Below are 17,400 nucleotides of genomic sequence, written 5' to 3' on the forward strand. Positions count from 1 at the left end.
CCGGTTCCGGTCTGCTCTGCCGTCACTTGCGGATGCAGGCGATCGAGTCTTCTTCCAAAGGTGAGAACGCGCCGTCGCTCCTGACGATCATCACCTGGATACAGGTGGGTTCCGTCGGATTCAACGCCACCTGGGCGGTCGGCTCGGCAGTGGACTGGTACTCGCCGTTGCTGCCCAACGCGTAGACCCGCCACTTATAGGCGTCACGCGACTTCGGCTGCGGATTGGTCCACGTGAAGGTTGCCTTACCGGTGGCGTCCACAGTCCCCGCCAGGTCCGCGACGTCGGGAACTGTCCCGTTATCGAGGGCATCCGCCGGGGGTTTACTGACTTGGCCAGTCTCTTCGACCTTCGGTGCCGGAGCGGAGGACGCCAGCACGATTCCGACAATGATGGCGAGGACCAGCAGCGTTCCGCCCGCGGCGGCGAGCCACACGTTGCGCTTGCCGTGGTCGGGCGCCGCCTCGGGCGCGGTTTCAGGGACCGGGGCGGGACGGCTGATCGTCGCGTCGATTTCGGGCTCGGACCCCGCCGCCCGGTGGCCGGGCGCGCCGGGCCGGCCTGCCTGCTGGCCTGCCGGCTGTCCGGTCTGTTGGCCGGCCTGTTGGCCGGTTTGTTGGCTGGTTTGCTGGCCGGCCTGCGCAGGTAGGAGCCCGGGGCGCTGGACAGTTGCGTCCGGCGCCGAGCCGTACTCGGCGGCGGGTGCACTGCCGCGAAGCATCGTGGCATGGGCCCACTCGCCCGCGGGGTTGTTACCGTCCTGGCTGCCGCCAGCCTGGTTGCCGCCGTCCCGCTGACCGTCCTGCTGGCCGGCAAACAGGTTGCCCGGAACCTGCGGCCGGGGTCCCGCCGAGGCCGCAGCGTCCGGGGGGAATCCGCCAGCTGGAAAGCCCGACGGCGGCGCACCGGTTCCGGGGCGTTGCGGCCGGGTGCGTGCCGGGAAGGTAGGGGCGCTGCCGGTCCGCTCCGGATCTATGGCCGCGATACTGCGGACGCGGGTTTCCTCGAAGCCGTCATCCGGGTGGTTCTCTTCCAGTTGCTGCTCTTCGAGTACCTCGAAGGGCGTGACCGAAAGGTTCAGTTCGGCCTGGATCCGCTGCAGGGCGAGGGCAAACGCGTGGGCTGAGGAGTACCTGGACGCCGCGGATTTGGCCATTGCCGTGGACAGTGCCCGCTCCAGTGACTCCGGAACGTCGGCCCGGCCCAGGCGCGGCAGTGCAGCGCTGGTGATCCGCGAGATCAGTTCGCGCTGGGAATTATCGGTCCCGGGCATCACAAACGGCGACCTGCCGGCCAGCAGTGTGTACAGCGTGGCGCCCAGCGCCCAGACATCCACCATCACGCCGTCCACGGGGCCGTCCGCGAACTGTTCCGGCGGCGACCACGGAATGGACATCCCGGCGTCCTCGTCGGCGTCGCCGCCCAGGGTGCCCGAGATTCCGAAGTCCGTCAGGGCCGGCCGGTTGTAGTCCGTCACAAGGATGTTTGCGGGCTTGATGTCCCGGTGGGCGATGCCGGCCCGGTGTGCGGTCTCGACGGCGGAGGCCACCTGGATGCCGACGGCCAGTACCTCATCAACGCTGAAGCGCTGACGGCGGTACCGGACGTCCAGGCTGGGCCTGGAGCAGTACTCCATGGCCAGGTAGGAGTGACCGGCCTCGGTCACCTCGGCCTCGAAGATGGTCACAATGTACGGGTGGGAGGAGAGCTGGGCCATCAGGTTGGCCTCGGACTCGAACCTGCGCCGGGCACCCTCGGTCTTCAGGTCCGACAAAAGGACCTTGACCGCCACTTTCCGGCGCGGCCGGTCCTGTTCGTAGAGATAGACGTCCGAGAACCCGCCGGAGCCGAGCAGGCTGATGTACGTAAACCCCGGAATGTGGGGCGGCGGCGCAACCGGCCGTTTGGAACTCAAAGAATCTCCTCAAAACGCAGTGAGATGTCGTCACCCAATTCCGCGATGTCGCCGTCGAGCAGGATGGCCATCTCGTTCTGGGCCAGGCGGCGGGGCGGCTGGCCCTCGCGGACCAGGACCGTGCCGTTGGTGGCCTTGAGATCGCAGAGCATCACGTGCCAGCCTTCCAGCCGCACTTCGACGTGCGAGCGCGAGATGTCGCCGCTGGGGCTGGCTACCTGGACCAGCCGCGGCATAACCCCACCCTGGACCCGGGAAACGGACGGCTGACGCCCAATGACCAGCGACTGGTCAAGGTCAACCAGTGCACCCGTCGAGACCCGCATCCGGCCCAGCCGTGGCCGGGCCACCTGGACGGCATCGGCGGGCAGCGGCGAGCCGCAGGCAGCGCACTGCGCGTGGGTGGGCGGATTGGCGTGTCCCCGGTCGCAGACGCGGGCCAGCACCAGGGGGCCTACGGCGGAATCCGGATCCGGAACCGGGGCGGGATGCGCGGCCATTCCGGCGAGGTCGCTCTTCATGATCGTGTGGCCGTCGTGGTCGCCGTCGAAGGCGTCCGGGTCCGCTGCCGGCACGACTGCCTGCACTTCTGCCTGCACGTCCGCCGGGGGCTGGTTCAACGACGGGGGCAGATTGAACGAAGGCGGCAGATTGGACGACGGCGCAGCCTGGGCAGCGGGTGCGCTCCCGCCTGTCCGCCACGGGACCGAGTCGATGAGTCCGCCGATCATGCGGGCAGCTGCCGCGGCTGCAGGCGTTGTGGCGGGTGGACCTGCCACTTCGGGGGCAGGCGAAGCCGGGGCCAGGCCGGCCGCTGCGTCCGGCTGCCCCAAAGGGTTCGCCTCTGCCGCATCGGCCGGTGCCGGAGCCGCGTCGACAGGAGCCGCAGCGATGTGATCTTCTTCGGGTTCGTCGCGGACAGCTGCGTCCTCGATGCGGCGGACAACAGTCCTTTCCCAGAGGTGGTCGTAGCTGCCGGTCATTTCGTGGGCTGGGACCTGATCGGCATGGGCGGTGGGCTCCGGCGCCGGCTCGGGCTCCAGGTCCGTATGGGGCTCCAGGTCCGTACGGGGCTCCGGCGCTTCAGCCGCAAAGTTGGAGTCATCGTCCATAAGCCCCATCACCGTTTCCGCGGAGACCTCTCGGTCAGGTTCAGTTTCCGGCGCCGGTTCGGATTCAGGCTCCGCTTCAGTTTCAGGGACCGGTTCAGTTCCAGGGACCGGTTCAGCGTCCACTACCAGGACGACGGCGCCGACAGGGGTGGGTGCCTCGACCGCAGCGGGCGCGGCAGAAGGGGACGCTACCTCGTCCACCGGAAATCCGGTGAGCGACATTGTCAGCGACTCCAGCAGGACCACGCCTTCACTGAGCGGCAAAACGGTCCCTGGCTGGCTGTCTACGGCGACCGTGAGGCGGTACCACTCGGGTGTGTCCAGGCGGCGCTCCGTCCAGGTGGTGACGTCCCGCCCGTTCAGCTCCACGGGGCCGCCGGGCAGCTGCACGGTCAGGTCCAGGTCGCCGCGAAGGAAGATCCTGAGCGCGTCGCCGGAATCCAATATCCCGAACGACGGTATCTGCGCCAGGGAAACGCCGAAGCTGCCGGTGACGGCGTGGAGCACCTCGTGGACTTCCGGAGCATCCTCCAGCAGTTCCCACAGGGACTGGGCCAGGGCGGGCGGGGTCCCGGGCCCCAGGAGGACCACAGTGTTGGCCCGGACAACACCGAGCCAGGTGCCCGCGGCATACGTTGCGGTGGCCATGTCAGCGTTCCCCTCTTTCGTCGTCCTGGCCGGCCGGCCGGCTGGCGTCAACAATCCGTGCCCGTGGCAGTGTGACCTCCTCAGCCGCGTCAGCGACGGGGCGGGGCGCAGTGGTGGCGATGCCGCCGTCGTTCATCACGTTCCTGGCGTCCACCACAATGACGGTGACGTTGTCCCTTCCGCCGTTGCGGAGCGCGGCCTGGATCAGGGCATCCACCGCGTCCTGCGGGTGGCCCACGGTGCTCAGGATCCGGAACATGTGCTCGTCCGTCAGCTCGGCATTGAGCCCGTCCGAGCAGACCATGATCCGGTCGCCTTCTTCAACGGGCAGGAGCCAGTAATCGGCTTCGGTCTCGTCCCCGGTGCCCAGCGCCCTCGTGACCACGTGGCGGCGGGGATGAACGGTGGCCTGCTCAGGCGTGATTTCACCGGCATCCACGAGTTCCTGGACCTCCGAGTGGTCCACGCTGACCTGCTCGAAGTGCCCCTGGCTCAGCCGGTACGTGCGTGAATCACCGATGTTCATGACCAGCCAGTACGGCATGCCCATCTGTTCCACCACAACGGCACCTGTGAGCGTGGTCCCGGCGCGGGCACCGGTCACCTCCCGGATGGAACTGTCGGCGCGGAGCAGGTATTGCTGGAGTACCGCCGCCGTGACGCTGCGCTCCCCGGTAGCGAGCTGTGGCATGGCAGCGAGGGCGCGGACACACATCCCGCTGGCAATCTCGCCGGCTTCATGTCCGCCCATCCCGTCGGCCACGGCGAAGACGGGGTCGGAGGCGATGAAGGAATCTTCGTTCAATTCCCGGCGCAGCCCACGGTCCGTGCCGTAGCCGTAGCTCAGGCTGAGGCCGGTTCCATGGTCTGCGTCGGCTGGGTCACTGGCGGGCTGGGAGTTCATGCCTGTCCTAGGTGGAAGGAACGGTCACCAAAGTGGACAGTGGATCCCGGGCTGACAAATGCTGGCACGGCCGGCTGCAGTGGCGTGCGCCGGCCGTCCGGCGTGGTGACGGCGCTGCCGTTGGTGGAATTCCGGTCCGTCACCCAAATGCCGGCACCGTCGGTCAGCAGGTGGAGGTGCGTCTTGGAGATCGAGCGGCCGGGATCACTGACCGCCAGCAACTGGGCCTGCTCCTCCCCTGCCTGGCCCAGGGGGTTCCTGCCCAACAGGACGTTGCGGTCGAGCTGGAAGTCCCGGCCGTCGTCGAGCTTTATCCGCAGTACCGCGACGGGCGGCGCATACGGTGCACCGCCGCGCATCTGTGTGCGGTCGAGGTCGTCGTCGGGATGGGACTGGGCGGCCGGCGGGGGAACCGCAGGGGCTGCGGCCGGGGCGTGCGGCGCTTGCGGCGCCTGAAAAGGCGTGGACGACGGCGGCGCGTACGGCTGGGGTGCGAACGACGGCGCCGCGTACGGCTGGGGCGCGAACGACGGCGGCGCGTACGGCTGGGGCGCGAACGACGGCGGCGCGGATGACGGTTGAGCCGCGTACGGCTGCGGAGCGTACGGTTGCACCGGCGCAGGCTGCTGAGCCGCTGGCTGCTGGGCTGCTGGCTGTTGGGCGGGCGGCTGTTGGACCGCCGGCTGCCACGGCTGCACGGGTGGCTGAGTCACGGGCGCCTGGGCGTTGACGACCTGCGGCGCCTTCGCGGCACCTGCCACTGGTGAGGCGACCTGCTGGACAGGCGGCAGGTCCAGGGGGGCGAAACTGTACGGGCCCTGGATGCCGCCGGAGGTGACGGGGTTGCGGCCGTCCTTGACGTCGAACACCAGTGTTTTAGCCGCGGTGTCATGCCAGCCGCGGAGCCTGCCAGTGCGGTCCCAGGTGTTGGAAACCACCACAAGCACGGCCCACACGGCGCCGATCAAAAGCAGCGGGCCGAGGATGAAGACGGCCACATCGAACCACTTGAAAATGACGATGGCCACGGCGGCCAGGAAAGTCAGGATGATGCCCGCGCCAGTCATGAGGCCGCGCAGGAACACTCCGCCGGCGCCGGGGGCGTAACCATCCTTGTCAGTGCTCCGGATGCCCATGACATGGTTGCCGATGGTCGTGCCCGAGCGGCCTTCCATGCCCAGCAGGACCACCAGATAGACCAGCGTCAGCCCCAGGCCGATGCCGCCGAACAGGACCAGCGAACCGGTGTCATAGTTGATGAAGCCACCGCTTTGCGTGCGGGTGATTCCCGCGAACCCGATGGCGAAAGTCACCACCAGGACCGCGACGGGGGCCAGCCAGTCGAGCACTGCTGCGCCGAGCCGTTTCCCCGCCGTGGCCGGAACAAGCCCAAGATTGGCTGCCATTCCCGTTCCTCCCCCTGGAGCCGTTTGTACTACCGGGATAGTACCGGGATTCTGGCCTGCGTGCGCCGCCGCACGCTCCATCACGGCCCGCTGCGCATGGTCCGCGTTGCGTCCGCTGCGTGCGGCCCTGTTGGGCAGCGGAGTACCGCATGCCGTGCAGAACGTGGCGCCGCCCCGGATCAGTTGCTGGCACCGCTGGCAGCGCTCGGCCTCGTTCATCATGATTCAGTGGGGTTCTTCCTGCCAGGGTTCCGCAGAACGGTGGACTCATCAGGCTCGGAAGCCGCCGCCGTCGTCCCGGGTCCGCTTTCCTGAACTGCCGGATTCGGAGTTCCGGCAGCGTCCGGGCCGGTCTCCACCCTACCGGTGGCGGGCCGCCATCCAGAGACGGGCCGCCCTTCGGTGGAACCCTGTCCGGACGGACGCACCAGCGAACCCAACGCCAGCTTGGCGCCACGCAGCTTGAGGGCGTTGCGGCCATCAGCCAGCAGCGACCGGGGCGAGAAGCGGGCCTGCTGGCGGCGCCAGAACCCTACAGTCCCGGTCATCTCCTTCAGCGAGCCGTCCACGATGGTCCAGTATTCCCGTACCTCCTCCTCGGTGGGCTGGCCGGCGCCGAAGATGGAGGCATCCGCACGGTGCGCCAGCATGGTGGTGGTCTGCCCCGTCGCCGGGAACGAATCAGCGAGCACCACTGCGCTTTCGCGCCGGGTTGCACGGGTGTCGATGCCGGCGCCCATGTCCGTGGCGAGGCTCACCACCTCGTTCCAGCCGCCTCCCACACGCTGGGCCGGGTGCCCGTCCGTGAGGCGGCCCTTCCGGCGTCGTGATTTCAGGAGCGCGATCAGCAGCAGCGGCAGCGCCAGGATGGACAGCGGGATCAGGGCAATGCCCAGGGCCCCGAGCAGTGCACCCCAGAAGAGCCACGGATTGTTTTTCTTATCATCGGCGTCCAGGGCGTCCGGCGAGGAATCCGGCGGCAGGTCGGCCGGTTCCTGCGGCGGGGGCGGCGGCTGCAGCACCTGGGGCTTGGGTTTGGACTTGTTTTCGGGGTCCGGCGGGATGGGGACATTGTCCTTGGGCGGCGTGGGGTCGAAGCTGACCCAGCCCACCCGGTCGAACGCCACTTCAACCCAGGCGTGGACGTCCTTGCCCGTGATCTTTACCTCGCCTGCGCCGTTTTCCGGGCTGGTCGGATCGGGGTAGAAGCCCATGACCACGCGTGACGGGATGCCCAGGTGGCGGAGCATCAGCGACATGGACACGGCATACTGCTCGTCATCGCCGAGCATCTGCTTGGCGGTCAGCAGGTTCCTGATCCGCGATGAACTGTGGCCGGACACGCTGGGCAGCTGGCCGTCAGCGACCAGGCCGTTGCTGAAGGCACCCGTCTTTTGGAAATGCGCCTCAATCTGGCGGACCCGGTCAATCGCGGTGGGCGCATCGGCTGAGAGATCGTTGGCCTGTGACCCAACTACCGGTGGTACCTCGACGGTATCCGGCAGCGTAACCTTCGCGAAGTCGTACTGGGTCAGCTGGCCGTGTTCGAGCTTCACGGGATCGGACACCTGGACGCTGTAGGAATCGCCCTTGGACAGGCCCTGCGTGGTCACTGCGGTGTCGGTGCCAGCATTGAAGTACAGGCCCGACGCCGCGGCGGAGGCGCTCTGGTCAAAGCTCAGGCCCGTGGTCTTCCGGCCTCCCGGGACGAAGTAGCCCTGGTAGTCCTCGATGGTGATGTCTATGGAGTAGTCATTCGAGGGGACGATGCCCGAGGTATCGGCCAGAGTATTGATGGACTTGGTGTCGCCCACCTTGCTGAAGCTGCCGGAGCCGTTGGGGTCCATGTTGTAGTTGGTGCCGTTGAAGGCATCCAAAGCCCCCAGCCGGACACGGCCGTCCCGCGGCAGTCCTTTGACCACAAACAGGGTGTCGTCCTTCTTGTCCTTGACGAACGTCCGGAAGCTTGCCAGGGGCGTGACGTAGTCCTTGGGATCAAACGGCGGGACCACCACGTTGCGCAATACTTTGCGGTCACCGCCGGCGGTGACCAGGGGCGCCGCCACCGCGGTAATGGCGACGCTCGCGGCGATGACGGCGGCGGCGGTGCCCAGCCGGCGGAGCTTGGCCCGCTGGGCTGTGGCGGCATCGGTCTGCGGACGGTTGACTGACACTTTGCGGGTGTCGCTGCGCCGCAGCGCATCGCGGCGGAAGGTGGCCCAGGCGATCGCCATGACGGTGAGCCCGATGCCGCGCTCCACCGTGAGGAAAGCAGCGTTGGTGCTGAAGGCTATGCCCGTGACGAAAAGCACCAGCACGGGAAGCAGCGGCCAATACGGGCTCTTCAGCCGCCAGGTGAGGATGCCGGCCACCAAGGCGGTGAGCAGCGAACTCAGGAACGGGACGATCAGGACGCCGCCGGCTGATCCTACCGGAACGCCTACCGTGAGCATGTCCTTCCAGGCGAACACAACGCCCAGGAGCAGGGTCCGCAGTGAGTCAAGGCTGGGAACGAACCCGGCAATCGCTGCATCCGGGACTGCGAGGAGTGTGCCGAACACCAGGTACGCGCCCAGGCCGAGGGCTGCGGTGATCAGCAGACCCAGGCGCAGGTGCGCGTTGGCGACGGCGATGCCGAGACCCAGCAGGATTCCGCCGAAGCCCGAGATCAGGTAGTAAGGGTCGCCGCCGAAGCTGAGGCTGAAGCCCAGCAGGCCCAACCCCAGCAGGACGGTGAGCGCGCCGGCGTCGAGCACAAAATGCCAGACCGGCTGCCCGTCGGCGAACGATGATTCATGCTGCCGCTGCTGCGTGCGTGGCCGGAGGCCCGGTGCGGAGCTCATGCGGCCGCCTTTCTGAGGACGATGGCGAGGTCAGCGAGGTCGCCGAGGGTCAGCACTGTCAGGTCCGCGATGTTGGCGCGGCCGGGTGCAGCTCCGATTTGGAGGCGCACAGCCAGGCTCCTGACGCCTAGCGGCACGGAGGCGGCGGCCGAACGGAGCTGGGCGGGTGTCACGTTGCTGCCCACCACAAAAAAGACTACCGACGCGTTGGGAACGGTGTCGGCCAGTGTCCGGGCGAGGTCGACGGCGGTCCGGCGCATGGGTGCGCCGGCGATCCGTGTCATGTCATCGAGCATGTTCCGCCCGGTTTCGCAGCGCAGCGGTCCCTTTTGCGTCAGGACGTCCAGCTCGCGCTGCTCGCGGATGGCCTGCCGGCCGATCGAAGCGGCCGCCGAGATGGCCATTTCGAATTCCTGCTCTGAGGCGTACTCGTCGGTGTTGATGGACAGCGAGATGGCCAGGTGCGCGCGCCGGGTTTCCTCGAACTGGCGCACCATCAGCTTGTTGGTCCGCGCGGTGGTCTTCCAGTGGATATGCCGCCGGTCATCACCCGGGACGTAGTCGCGCAGCGCGTGGAAAGACACATCCGCGCTGGAAAGGTCCGTGGTGGGCATGCCCTCCAGGTCGCGGATGAATCCCGCCGCGGAACCGGCCAGCGCCACTGTCTTCGGGTGCACGAACAGGTCCTCCGGCTCCGTCCACAGCACCTGGCGGCGGAGAAGGTGCAGGGGGTCGGCCCGGACGGAGCGGACAGGTCCCACCACGATGACGGCGCGGCGGGCTGTTGGAATGGTGAACAGGTCCTCGTGCACCTGCGCGGGCTTCATCCGGGGCAGGTGGAAGACGGCGGTGGCGTTGCCCACCGGCAGTTCCAGGGCGGCGGGCAGCAGGGGGCGGGTAGAGGTGTTGGAGACGGCGATGCTTCCTACCGCGCTGTCCCCCACCGCCACCCGGGTCCGGGCAAGGTCCAGGATCACGCCGTAGGAGGACCGGCCCAGGATGAACCCGATGGCGATCAGGAAAAGGACAAATGCCGCGATGGCAGAGGCTTTGGCCTCTTGCCAGCCGAAGGCCTGGCCGGCAGTCCACAGCAGGATGGAGGCGGCCAGGACCGACCAGCCCAGGACACTGACCACCGAGAGGACAGGCCATACGTAGCGCAGCCACAGGCCGCGGACCTTCACCCACGCGGGTGTGAGCGCGAGGGCGGCGGTGCTGGTTGCCTCGGCCCAGACTGACGAGGGATGCAGCCTGGTGGGTCTGCCGTCCCGGTGGAAGGGTTGCCTGAGACGTTCAGCAAGCCGGGTCAACGGAGTGCTGCTGGACATAAATGTGCCTTTGTTCGCGCTGGTCAGTGGTGGTCGGGAACTCGGTCGGAGCGTCAGACGGCGGCGCGCTGCTGCGGTGCCGCGATGTCGGACAGCACGCGGACCAAGACGGCCTCGGGGGTGGCGCCGGAGAACTCAGCCTCCGGATCCATGACAAACCGGTGCGTCCACACAACGGCGGCGAGTTCCTTGATGTCGTCGGGCAGGACGAAGTTCCGTCCCTGCCCCGCGGCCCAGACCTTGGCCGCGCGGACCATGGCGATGGCGCCACGCACGGAAACGCCCAGCCGGGTCTCAGGCGCGTTGCGGGTCTCCTCGCAGAGCCGAGAAATGTATTCGAGCACCGCCGTGTCCACGTGCACGGTGGCAGCGAGATCAGCCATGTCCGCCACAGCCTGCGTGGTAATAACTGCGGAGATCTCCTTGGAGCGGTCCTTCAGGTTCGCCCCGCCCAGCAGCTGGACCGTGGAGGCATGGTCCGGATAGCCGATGGAGGTCTTGATCAGGAAGCGGTCCAGCTGCGCCTCCGGCAGGCGGTAAGTACCGGCCTGCTCGATCGGGTTCTGCGTGGCCATCACCATAAACGGCCGGCCTGCCTCGTAGGTGACGCCATCCACCGTGACCCGGGATTCCTCCATGACCTCCAGCAGTGCCGACTGCGTCTTCGGCGAAGCACGGTTGATCTCATCGGCCAGGACAATGTTGTTGAAGATCGGTCCCCTGTGGAACTCGAACTTCTGCGTCTTCTGGTCGTAGATGGTCACGCCCGTGACGTCCGAGGGCAGGAGGTCGGGGGTGAACTGGATGCGGTTGTTGGAGCCCTGGACGGTGGCGGCCATCGCCCTGGCCAGCATGGTCTTACCGGTGCCGGGGGCGTCCTCGAACAACACATGGCCCTCGGCCAGCATCGCGGTGAAGGTGAGCCGGATGACGTGGTCCTTGCCGAGGACCGCCTGTCCCACGTTGGCAACGAGCTTGTCGAAAGTGCCTGCAAACCATTCGGCCTGCTCGGTGGTCATGGTCATGGGGTGGATCCTTTTCTTCTGGTGCTGGAGCTTGTTGTGGTGTACGGGGTGGGACCGTTGCCGGTCAACGGTGTCAGCACCGGGGTACGTCCGGGCCGCTGATATCGATAGTGGCGAGCTTGACGTACCAGCCCGAGTGGGGGCCACCGTCCATGCGGTACCACTTGTAGTAGGTGGGCGGGTTGGACGATTCGCTGGAGCCGTAGATGTTCATCCAGCATGCGCTCGGAATCCATCCATCGGACGTGGACACCCAGTTCGCGTCGTTACCCCCGCAATTGGGCGGCGGTTCGCTGTAGCGGTCCGGAACGGTGGGTTTGCCCGGGCAGCTGTTGTTGTCGGCCGGCTTGACCCTGACCGTCGTCACCGGCGGGGTGGGGTCCGCACCGGACGTGGACGTGGCGGAACCGATGGGACCGTCAACCACGGTTACCGCACGGACACTCAGGGTGTGGCTCTTGCTCCAGCCGCCCGCACCGGCGTCGAAGCTGATGGCCTTACCAACGTTTTGCCAGCCGCCACCGTCCATACTCACCTCGTAATGGTTCAGTGGCCGGCCGTTGGTGGCGGGGTTGTTCCAGGACCAGTGCACTTGGCCGTCACCCTTGGCCGAGGTCATGCCGTTCACGTTGGGCGCATTCGGCGGACCGTAGGGGTTCCCGGTACCGATGTTCTTGGCGTCACCGGACGCGTTGTTCTTGGTGGACGTCGCGATGATGGTGACGGCGATGTCCCTGCCGTTGGTCAATCCGTTGATGTTCCCACCGCCGGCCGGGATGCTTCCCGACTTGCCGTCGGCGTTGTAGGTGTACTGGATTTCCGTGTCTGTGGACCCGTTGCGCTGGGCTTGGGTCAGCGGTGTGAACGTGACCTTGAGCTGTCCGCTGTTACCGGTATCCGCCACCGTACCGCTGCTGACCTGGCCGGGTTTGCCGGCGGCCCGGATCTGGGCGGACGGGTTGCTGGTGCCGCTGGTGCCGGCTTTGTTGGTAGCCGAGACGGTGAAGGTGTAGTTCGACTCGGAGTTGTCCACCGTGACGTTCTGGGTGGTACCGGCCGGCACCGGCTGCGTGGCCACCACTGCCCCGCCCCTCAGGGTAGTCAGGGTGTAGGAGGAGACCGCGTCACCGTTGTTGTTCGGCGCAGTCCAGCTGACCCGCAACTGGCTTTGGGTTCCGACGGAACCGGCATCGGCAGCAGTGGGCGGAGCAGGGGTGGCAGGTACGCCGGCAGGTACTTCCGCGGCCGAATACGGGCTCCATTCGGACGGATCCTTGGCATCATTGCGGGCCAGGACCCGGACCTTATAGGAGACGCCGTTCTGGAGTCCCTTCCAGACGTAGCTCACCGCTGCCAGGTTCTGGATCTGGGCGTTCTGTCCCGGCGGGGCCGGCGAGATTTCCAGATCGTAGGTCTTGACGGGTGATCCCTTGCTGGCCGGTGCCACCCAGTTCACGGAAAGCTGCTTGTCGCCGAACTTCAGGGTGGGCGCCAACGGCGTGTCCGGCTTGACGTCGGGACGGACCTCGGCGGAGGCCGGGGACCGTTCAGATTCCCCGAACTCGTTAGTAGCGGTGACCTCGAAGTGGTACTTCGTGTTGTTGCCCAGCCCGGTCAACGTGCAGGTGTTCGCCGGACAGTCCTGCCTGAAGCCCGATTCGCCGTAGACCGTGTACTTGGTAATGGGCGCACCGCGGTCTGCCGGGGCAGACCAGTTGAGCAGGGCAGTTTTGTCGCCAACGCTTTGGGCTTGCGGGGTAGTCGGTGCGAGAGGCTTGTCCTTGACGGTAAGCCGGATTCGCGCCGTGGCGTTGCGGGAATCGTCTCCTGTCTTGTCCGCCACGGTGTAGGCAACCACCATGGTCCCCGTGAAACCGGACGACGGCGTGACCGTCACGGAGTCGCCGGAGACAGTTGCGGCTCCCTGGCCCGTCTCGGTTGATGCGGAAATGATCTTCAAAGCGGTCTCGGGGAAGGGGTTGGCGTCGTTGGCCAGGACCTTCACGGTGACCGGTTTCCCGGCGGCTGCGTTGGGCTCCAGGTCGTCGTTCGCCACTGGTTTGGGCCGGTTGGAGGCCGTGACGGCCAGCTGGTAAGTAGCCGTTGCCTCTAGTCCGCGCGAGTCCTTGGCCTTGATCTGGACCGCGCCTGCCGTGCCCGTGCCGCTGGAATCAGCGGCCGAGACCTTCAGGGTCTTGCCGTCGATGCTTGCATTGAAGCCGGACGGCATGCCGCCCACCACTACGTACTTCATGTTCTCGAGGTCGTCACGGTCCGGATCGGCGGTCAGTTTGCGCAGGTCCAGGGTGGCGCTATCCCCCCTGGGCACCTCAATGTTCGCGCCCAGCAGGGTGGGCGGGTTGTTGCGGTTGGGGTCAGGCAGCACCTTCGTGCGAATGCTCAGAGTGGATTTCAGCCCTGCAGGATCGTCGACGGCGGTTCCGTCGGTAACCTCAAAGCTCAGCGAGCCCGGGCCTACATAGTCAACGCCTGCCGTGTACTTCAGCGCCGTTCCGTCACCGGAAACCGGATTACTGCCATCCGAACCGATGAGCTTGATCCGGTCAGTCTGCGTCAGGCGCGGTGAGCGTCCTTCCCGGACCTTGACCCATTCCTTGAGGTCGACATTCACGGATTGTCCGGCGATGACCTCAATTACCTCGTCTTTGGCGAGGGTGGGAACCTGCTGCCCCAGCCCCGGCGCCCAGATGATGGCTGTGGACTTCTGGCCGTCCACGTCTTCGACGGCGTACGGGATCAGCTGCGGCTGTTCGGTCAGGTCTACGAGCATGGTGCCGTCAGGCCCCGGGCGTGCGGTGAGGGACTCGGTGCTCAGCTTAAGGTTCTCGCCGACGCCGTCGGGGTCTTCATCGTTCTTGAGGACGGGCACGTCCACGGCAGTCTTGCCCATCGCCTGGGCCGAGGTGACCCGGTCGTCGCGGGCAATGGGTGCCTTCAGCGGAACCTCGTTGTCCACCACTACGCGGATAGTGGCTTGGGCGGTGGCGTCGCGGTCGTCGGCGATCGAGTACCGGACGTTGACCGTCCCGGCGGCGCCGGGAGCGGTCAGGATGATGCGGCCGCTGGTCTTGCTGACGGTGGCTTGGAGGGCGTCGTCTGCCTCGATACCGTCCGTGAGGATGCGGATGATGTCGCCGTCGGGATCAGTGTCGTTGCCCGTGGCGTCGACAGCGATCTGCCGTCCCGGCCGGACCTTGATCGCATCATCGACGGGGGTGGGGTTCTGGTTGGTCTCACCCCGCGGGGCGATGCCCACCGTCACTGTTCCGGTATTGACGGCGCCCTGGCGGTCCACCACCTTGTAGCGGAACGTGTCAGTTCCGGCGCCGTCGCCGGCAGCGGTGAAGTCGATGAAGTTGCTGCCCACGGTGGCGGTTCCCATGGCCGGGGTGCTGTCGATACCAGTCAACTGCACGGAGTCGCCGTCCGGATCGATGCCGTCCAGCGGGACGGGAATGCGCGCCGTCCCGGCGGCCACCACGCGGGCGGTCAGGTTCCGCGGCTGCGGCCGTGAGTTCTCGGCCCCCTCCAGCGGAAGGATGTGGATGGTGACCGCGGCGGCGCTCTTCTGCCCCTGCGGGTCCACGGCGTTGTAGATGGCCCGTACCGTCTTGGGCTGGGATCCTGCAATGAACCGCAGCGTGTTTTCCGAAACGAAGCTCTTGCCGTCCAGTTCGTCCACGCCCTGCGGCAGAACCGGATCAACGGTCAGCTGCTGGCCTTGTGGGTGGGTGTCGTTGTCCAGCACCGGGATGGTGACAACGTCGTTGACCCGGACGTTCACTTCGTCCGGTTTGGGCTGGGGTGCTTCGACGACGGCGGGAGCCGGGACGGGGACCACGGAGACGCTGCCGGTGGCTGACTTCTTGCCGTTGGACATGGTGTATTCAAAAAGGAACGGGTCCTTCGTGCCCAGGACATCGGTGATCCGCAGGACACTGTGGTCAATCACGCTGACCGAAGCCGTGGTGTTGTCCGGGAGTTTCACGGACTGCAGCACCAGCACGCCGCCCGACGGATCCGAGTCATTCGCCAGCGGGTCCAGCAGCACGCTGCCTCCGGTGGGCATAAGCGCAACGTCATGCACAGCCACGGGGTCACCGGCGTCCTTGCCGGACTCCACGTCAACACGGATCAGGCCCTGGCTGCTCTGCGGGCCGTTGCTGGCGATGTAGGTCAGGTAGACGGGACCGGGAGTGGTGCTCCGGAACGTGAAGGTACCGCCGTCGGTGACGGGGCCCAGTTCGGCAGGACCATTGGCCTCCACCTGCGCCAGGCGGAGGGCACCGCCGTTGGGATCGACGTCGTTCTTAAGGGGTGCGATCACCAGGTCCTGGCCCACCACGGCAGTCACATGATCGGCGTTGACCACCGGTGCCAGCGCGCCCGGTGGCTGGACGTTCACTACAACTCTTCCGGTGACCGTTGCCCTGCCGTCCCAGATGGTGACTTCCACGTATTTCTTGCCGGCGGTGGCTCCGGAGTCCTGGAACGTCAGCAGGCCGTCTCGGCGGACCTTGACCTGGTCCTGGTCGTTGTCTGCCTTGGCTTCGAGCAGGACCAGGTCGTCGCCGTCGGGATCCACCCAGTCGGTGAGGATGTTCTGGCTGACCGTTTTGCCCTGTTCCACCAGCATGGTGGTGGAGTCTCCGCCGCGCTTGAAGACAGGCGCCTTATTTTCATCCGGTCCCACCACGTTGAGGCTGACCTGTCCCCCGGCTGAAAGACCCCGGCCGTCGGCGGCGTTGTAGCTGAAGGTCTCGGCGCCGGGCATGGCGTCGGCGGGAACGGAGATCTGGAACGCGGTACCGCCGTAGATGTTTTCCAGCGTTCCGGCTTTGGGCCCGGAATCGCCGACGGCGGCGGTCAGGACGTCGCCGTCGGGATCCGAATCGTTGTCCAGGACGCTGAGGATGGTGGTCCGCCCCGGGCGAACGCCCAGGGTGTCCGGTTTTGTTTCCGGCGGCCGGTTCGGTTTAGTGCGGTCCGGCAGGACGTTGATGGTGTTGTTGTCCGCCGATTCCTGGTCCTGCTCATCGGATTCGTTCTTGGGAGGAACAACGTCGTCCCAGTTGTTCACCAGCTGCATGTTCTGGTTCACCAGCCACACATTCCCGGAGTTCACATCGTTCAGGACCACCAGGTCCCGGTTCACCCGGAAAACGTACGACGGCGACGCACTCGCCTTAGGCACATCCACGTTTTTATCATCAGCATCATTGACACAGTCCCGGACATACTTGTTCGCCCCGGACCACGCCGCGTGCACACACCCGGCCAGCTGCACCGGAGCCGCCGGCACACCCTCACCATCAAAGGTGACCGTCTTCGCCGTCGACCCGTCCAGCGGCTGCTTCAGCAACGCCTTCTGCGTCGAAACCGCCACAAAATCACTCGCCGGGCCGCCCTGCTGCAACCTCGCATCCCGTGCGTTCTCCAACTGCAGGCGCTTACCGCCCGGCAGGAACAACTTCCCCGCAGCCGCATCCAACACCACCGGCTTATCCCCCACCACCGTGATCTGCAGATCACCGGCACCCTTCAAATCACCCCACGTACTGGCATCAGTGGACGTTGGCTCACCGTCCGCGTTGACCGCGGTGACAGTGACAATGCCCGTCTTAGGGTCGGCACTGTAGATCCGGTCATCGGTCCCCACCGCCGACACCGTACCCTGCGAAGCAGTCAGCACCGGCTCCGAGGACTCCTCATCGAAACCGTTAACGCTGGACGGCGAAAGCGCCCAAACCTTGCCCATCCCCGCATCCGTCACCGAGATCACGCTGGCACCGAAACTCACATCCGCCGAACCCGGCAACTTCTTATCCCCACCCAGACGCATATTCGCAGGAGAAACCTGGTTCAACGTCGAACCCGCCTCATCATCCACAAACACATCCCCGGCATTCTGGAGAATATCGAAGGTGGTACTCGCCGGCGTGACCGCACCATCCAAAACCCGCGACGGATAATTCAGCCGCCCCACGGCATTCTTGGATTTGCTGACTACCCACACGCCGCCGTCGTTCAACTCCACCTCAGTGGTCTTGAACCCCGGATAGATGATCGCCCCGGCAACCAACACGGCACCGGCCGCGGCAAAGGCCGATCCGGTGACGATCTTGTTGTGGCGCTTCTTGAGACCGAACTTCCCCAGCAGTGATGTCACAGCGATATTCCCTCAATTGTCCGGCAGCC

At 66.4% G+C, this 17,400-nt stretch carries 8 protein-coding genes; all 8 read right to left on the reverse strand.

The genetic code is table 11. From position 1 onward, the window contains the following. Positions 1–22: 22 nt before the first annotated feature. Positions 23–1,915 carry a protein kinase domain-containing protein gene (locus ACQCSW_RS14865; RefSeq protein WP_426987064.1) on the reverse strand — a complete coding sequence of 631 codons (1,893 nt, stop codon included), beginning with the start codon at positions 1,913–1,915 and terminating at the stop codon, positions 23–25. Beyond that, on the reverse strand, positions 1,912–3,675 hold the full coding sequence (locus tag ACQCSW_RS14870; protein ID WP_426987066.1) for an FHA domain-containing protein: 1,764 nt from the start codon (positions 3,673–3,675) through the stop codon (positions 1,912–1,914). The genes ACQCSW_RS14865 and ACQCSW_RS14870 overlap by 4 nt, the downstream gene beginning before the upstream one ends. A gap of 1 nt (position 3,676) precedes the next feature. Beyond that, on the reverse strand, positions 3,677–4,579 hold the full coding sequence (locus ACQCSW_RS14875) for a PP2C family protein-serine/threonine phosphatase (RefSeq protein WP_426987068.1): 903 nt from the start codon (positions 4,577–4,579) through the stop codon (positions 3,677–3,679). Continuing rightward, complete coding sequence (locus ACQCSW_RS14880) at positions 4,576–5,985, reverse strand: RDD family protein (protein WP_426987070.1); 1,410 nt, start codon at positions 5,983–5,985, stop codon at positions 4,576–4,578. Before ACQCSW_RS14880 ends, ACQCSW_RS14875 begins: the two co-directional genes overlap by 4 nt. A gap of 218 nt (positions 5,986–6,203) precedes the next feature. Next, on the reverse strand, positions 6,204–8,828 hold the full coding sequence (locus ACQCSW_RS14885; RefSeq protein ID WP_426987072.1) for a transglutaminaseTgpA domain-containing protein: 2,625 nt from the start codon (positions 8,826–8,828) through the stop codon (positions 6,204–6,206). Next, positions 8,825–10,156, reverse strand: a complete 1,332-nt coding sequence (locus tag ACQCSW_RS14890) for a DUF58 domain-containing protein (RefSeq protein ID WP_426987074.1) — start codon at positions 10,154–10,156, stop codon at positions 8,825–8,827. The genes ACQCSW_RS14885 and ACQCSW_RS14890 overlap by 4 nt, the downstream gene beginning before the upstream one ends. A 53-nt stretch (positions 10,157–10,209) precedes the next feature. Next, the gene (locus ACQCSW_RS14895; RefSeq protein ID WP_426987076.1) at positions 10,210–11,181 is read right to left on the reverse strand and encodes an AAA family ATPase; all 972 of its coding nucleotides are present in this window, start codon (positions 11,179–11,181) and stop codon (positions 10,210–10,212) included. A gap of 73 nt (positions 11,182–11,254) precedes the next feature. Beyond that, entirely contained in the window at positions 11,255–17,371 is a 6,117-nt protein-coding gene (locus ACQCSW_RS14900) for an Ig-like domain-containing protein (protein ID WP_426987078.1), read from the reverse strand. Positions 17,372–17,400 lie beyond the last annotated feature (29 nt).

The organism is Pseudarthrobacter sp. Y6, assembly GCF_050156205.1.
Taxonomy (GTDB): domain Bacteria; phylum Actinomycetota; class Actinomycetes; order Actinomycetales; family Micrococcaceae; genus Arthrobacter.

Excerpts from the sequence above, each read along its gene's own strand:
- ACQCSW_RS14870 (WP_426987066.1), bottom strand. The coding sequence starts at position 3,675 with ATGGCCACCGCAACGTATGCCGCGGGCACCTGGCTCGGTGTTGTCCGG.
- ACQCSW_RS14875 (WP_426987068.1), bottom strand. The coding sequence starts at position 4,579 with ATGAACTCCCAGCCCGCCAGTGACCCAGCCGACGCAGACCATGGAACC.
- ACQCSW_RS14880 (WP_426987070.1), bottom strand. The coding sequence starts at position 5,985 with ATGGCAGCCAATCTTGGGCTTGTTCCGGCCACGGCGGGGAAACGGCTC.
- ACQCSW_RS14885 (WP_426987072.1), bottom strand. The coding sequence starts at position 8,828 with ATGAGCTCCGCACCGGGCCTCCGGCCACGCACGCAGCAGCGGCAGCAT.
- ACQCSW_RS14890 (WP_426987074.1), bottom strand. The coding sequence starts at position 10,156 with ATGTCCAGCAGCACTCCGTTGACCCGGCTTGCTGAACGTCTCAGGCAA.
- ACQCSW_RS14895 (WP_426987076.1), bottom strand. The coding sequence starts at position 11,181 with ATGACCATGACCACCGAGCAGGCCGAATGGTTTGCAGGCACTTTCGAC.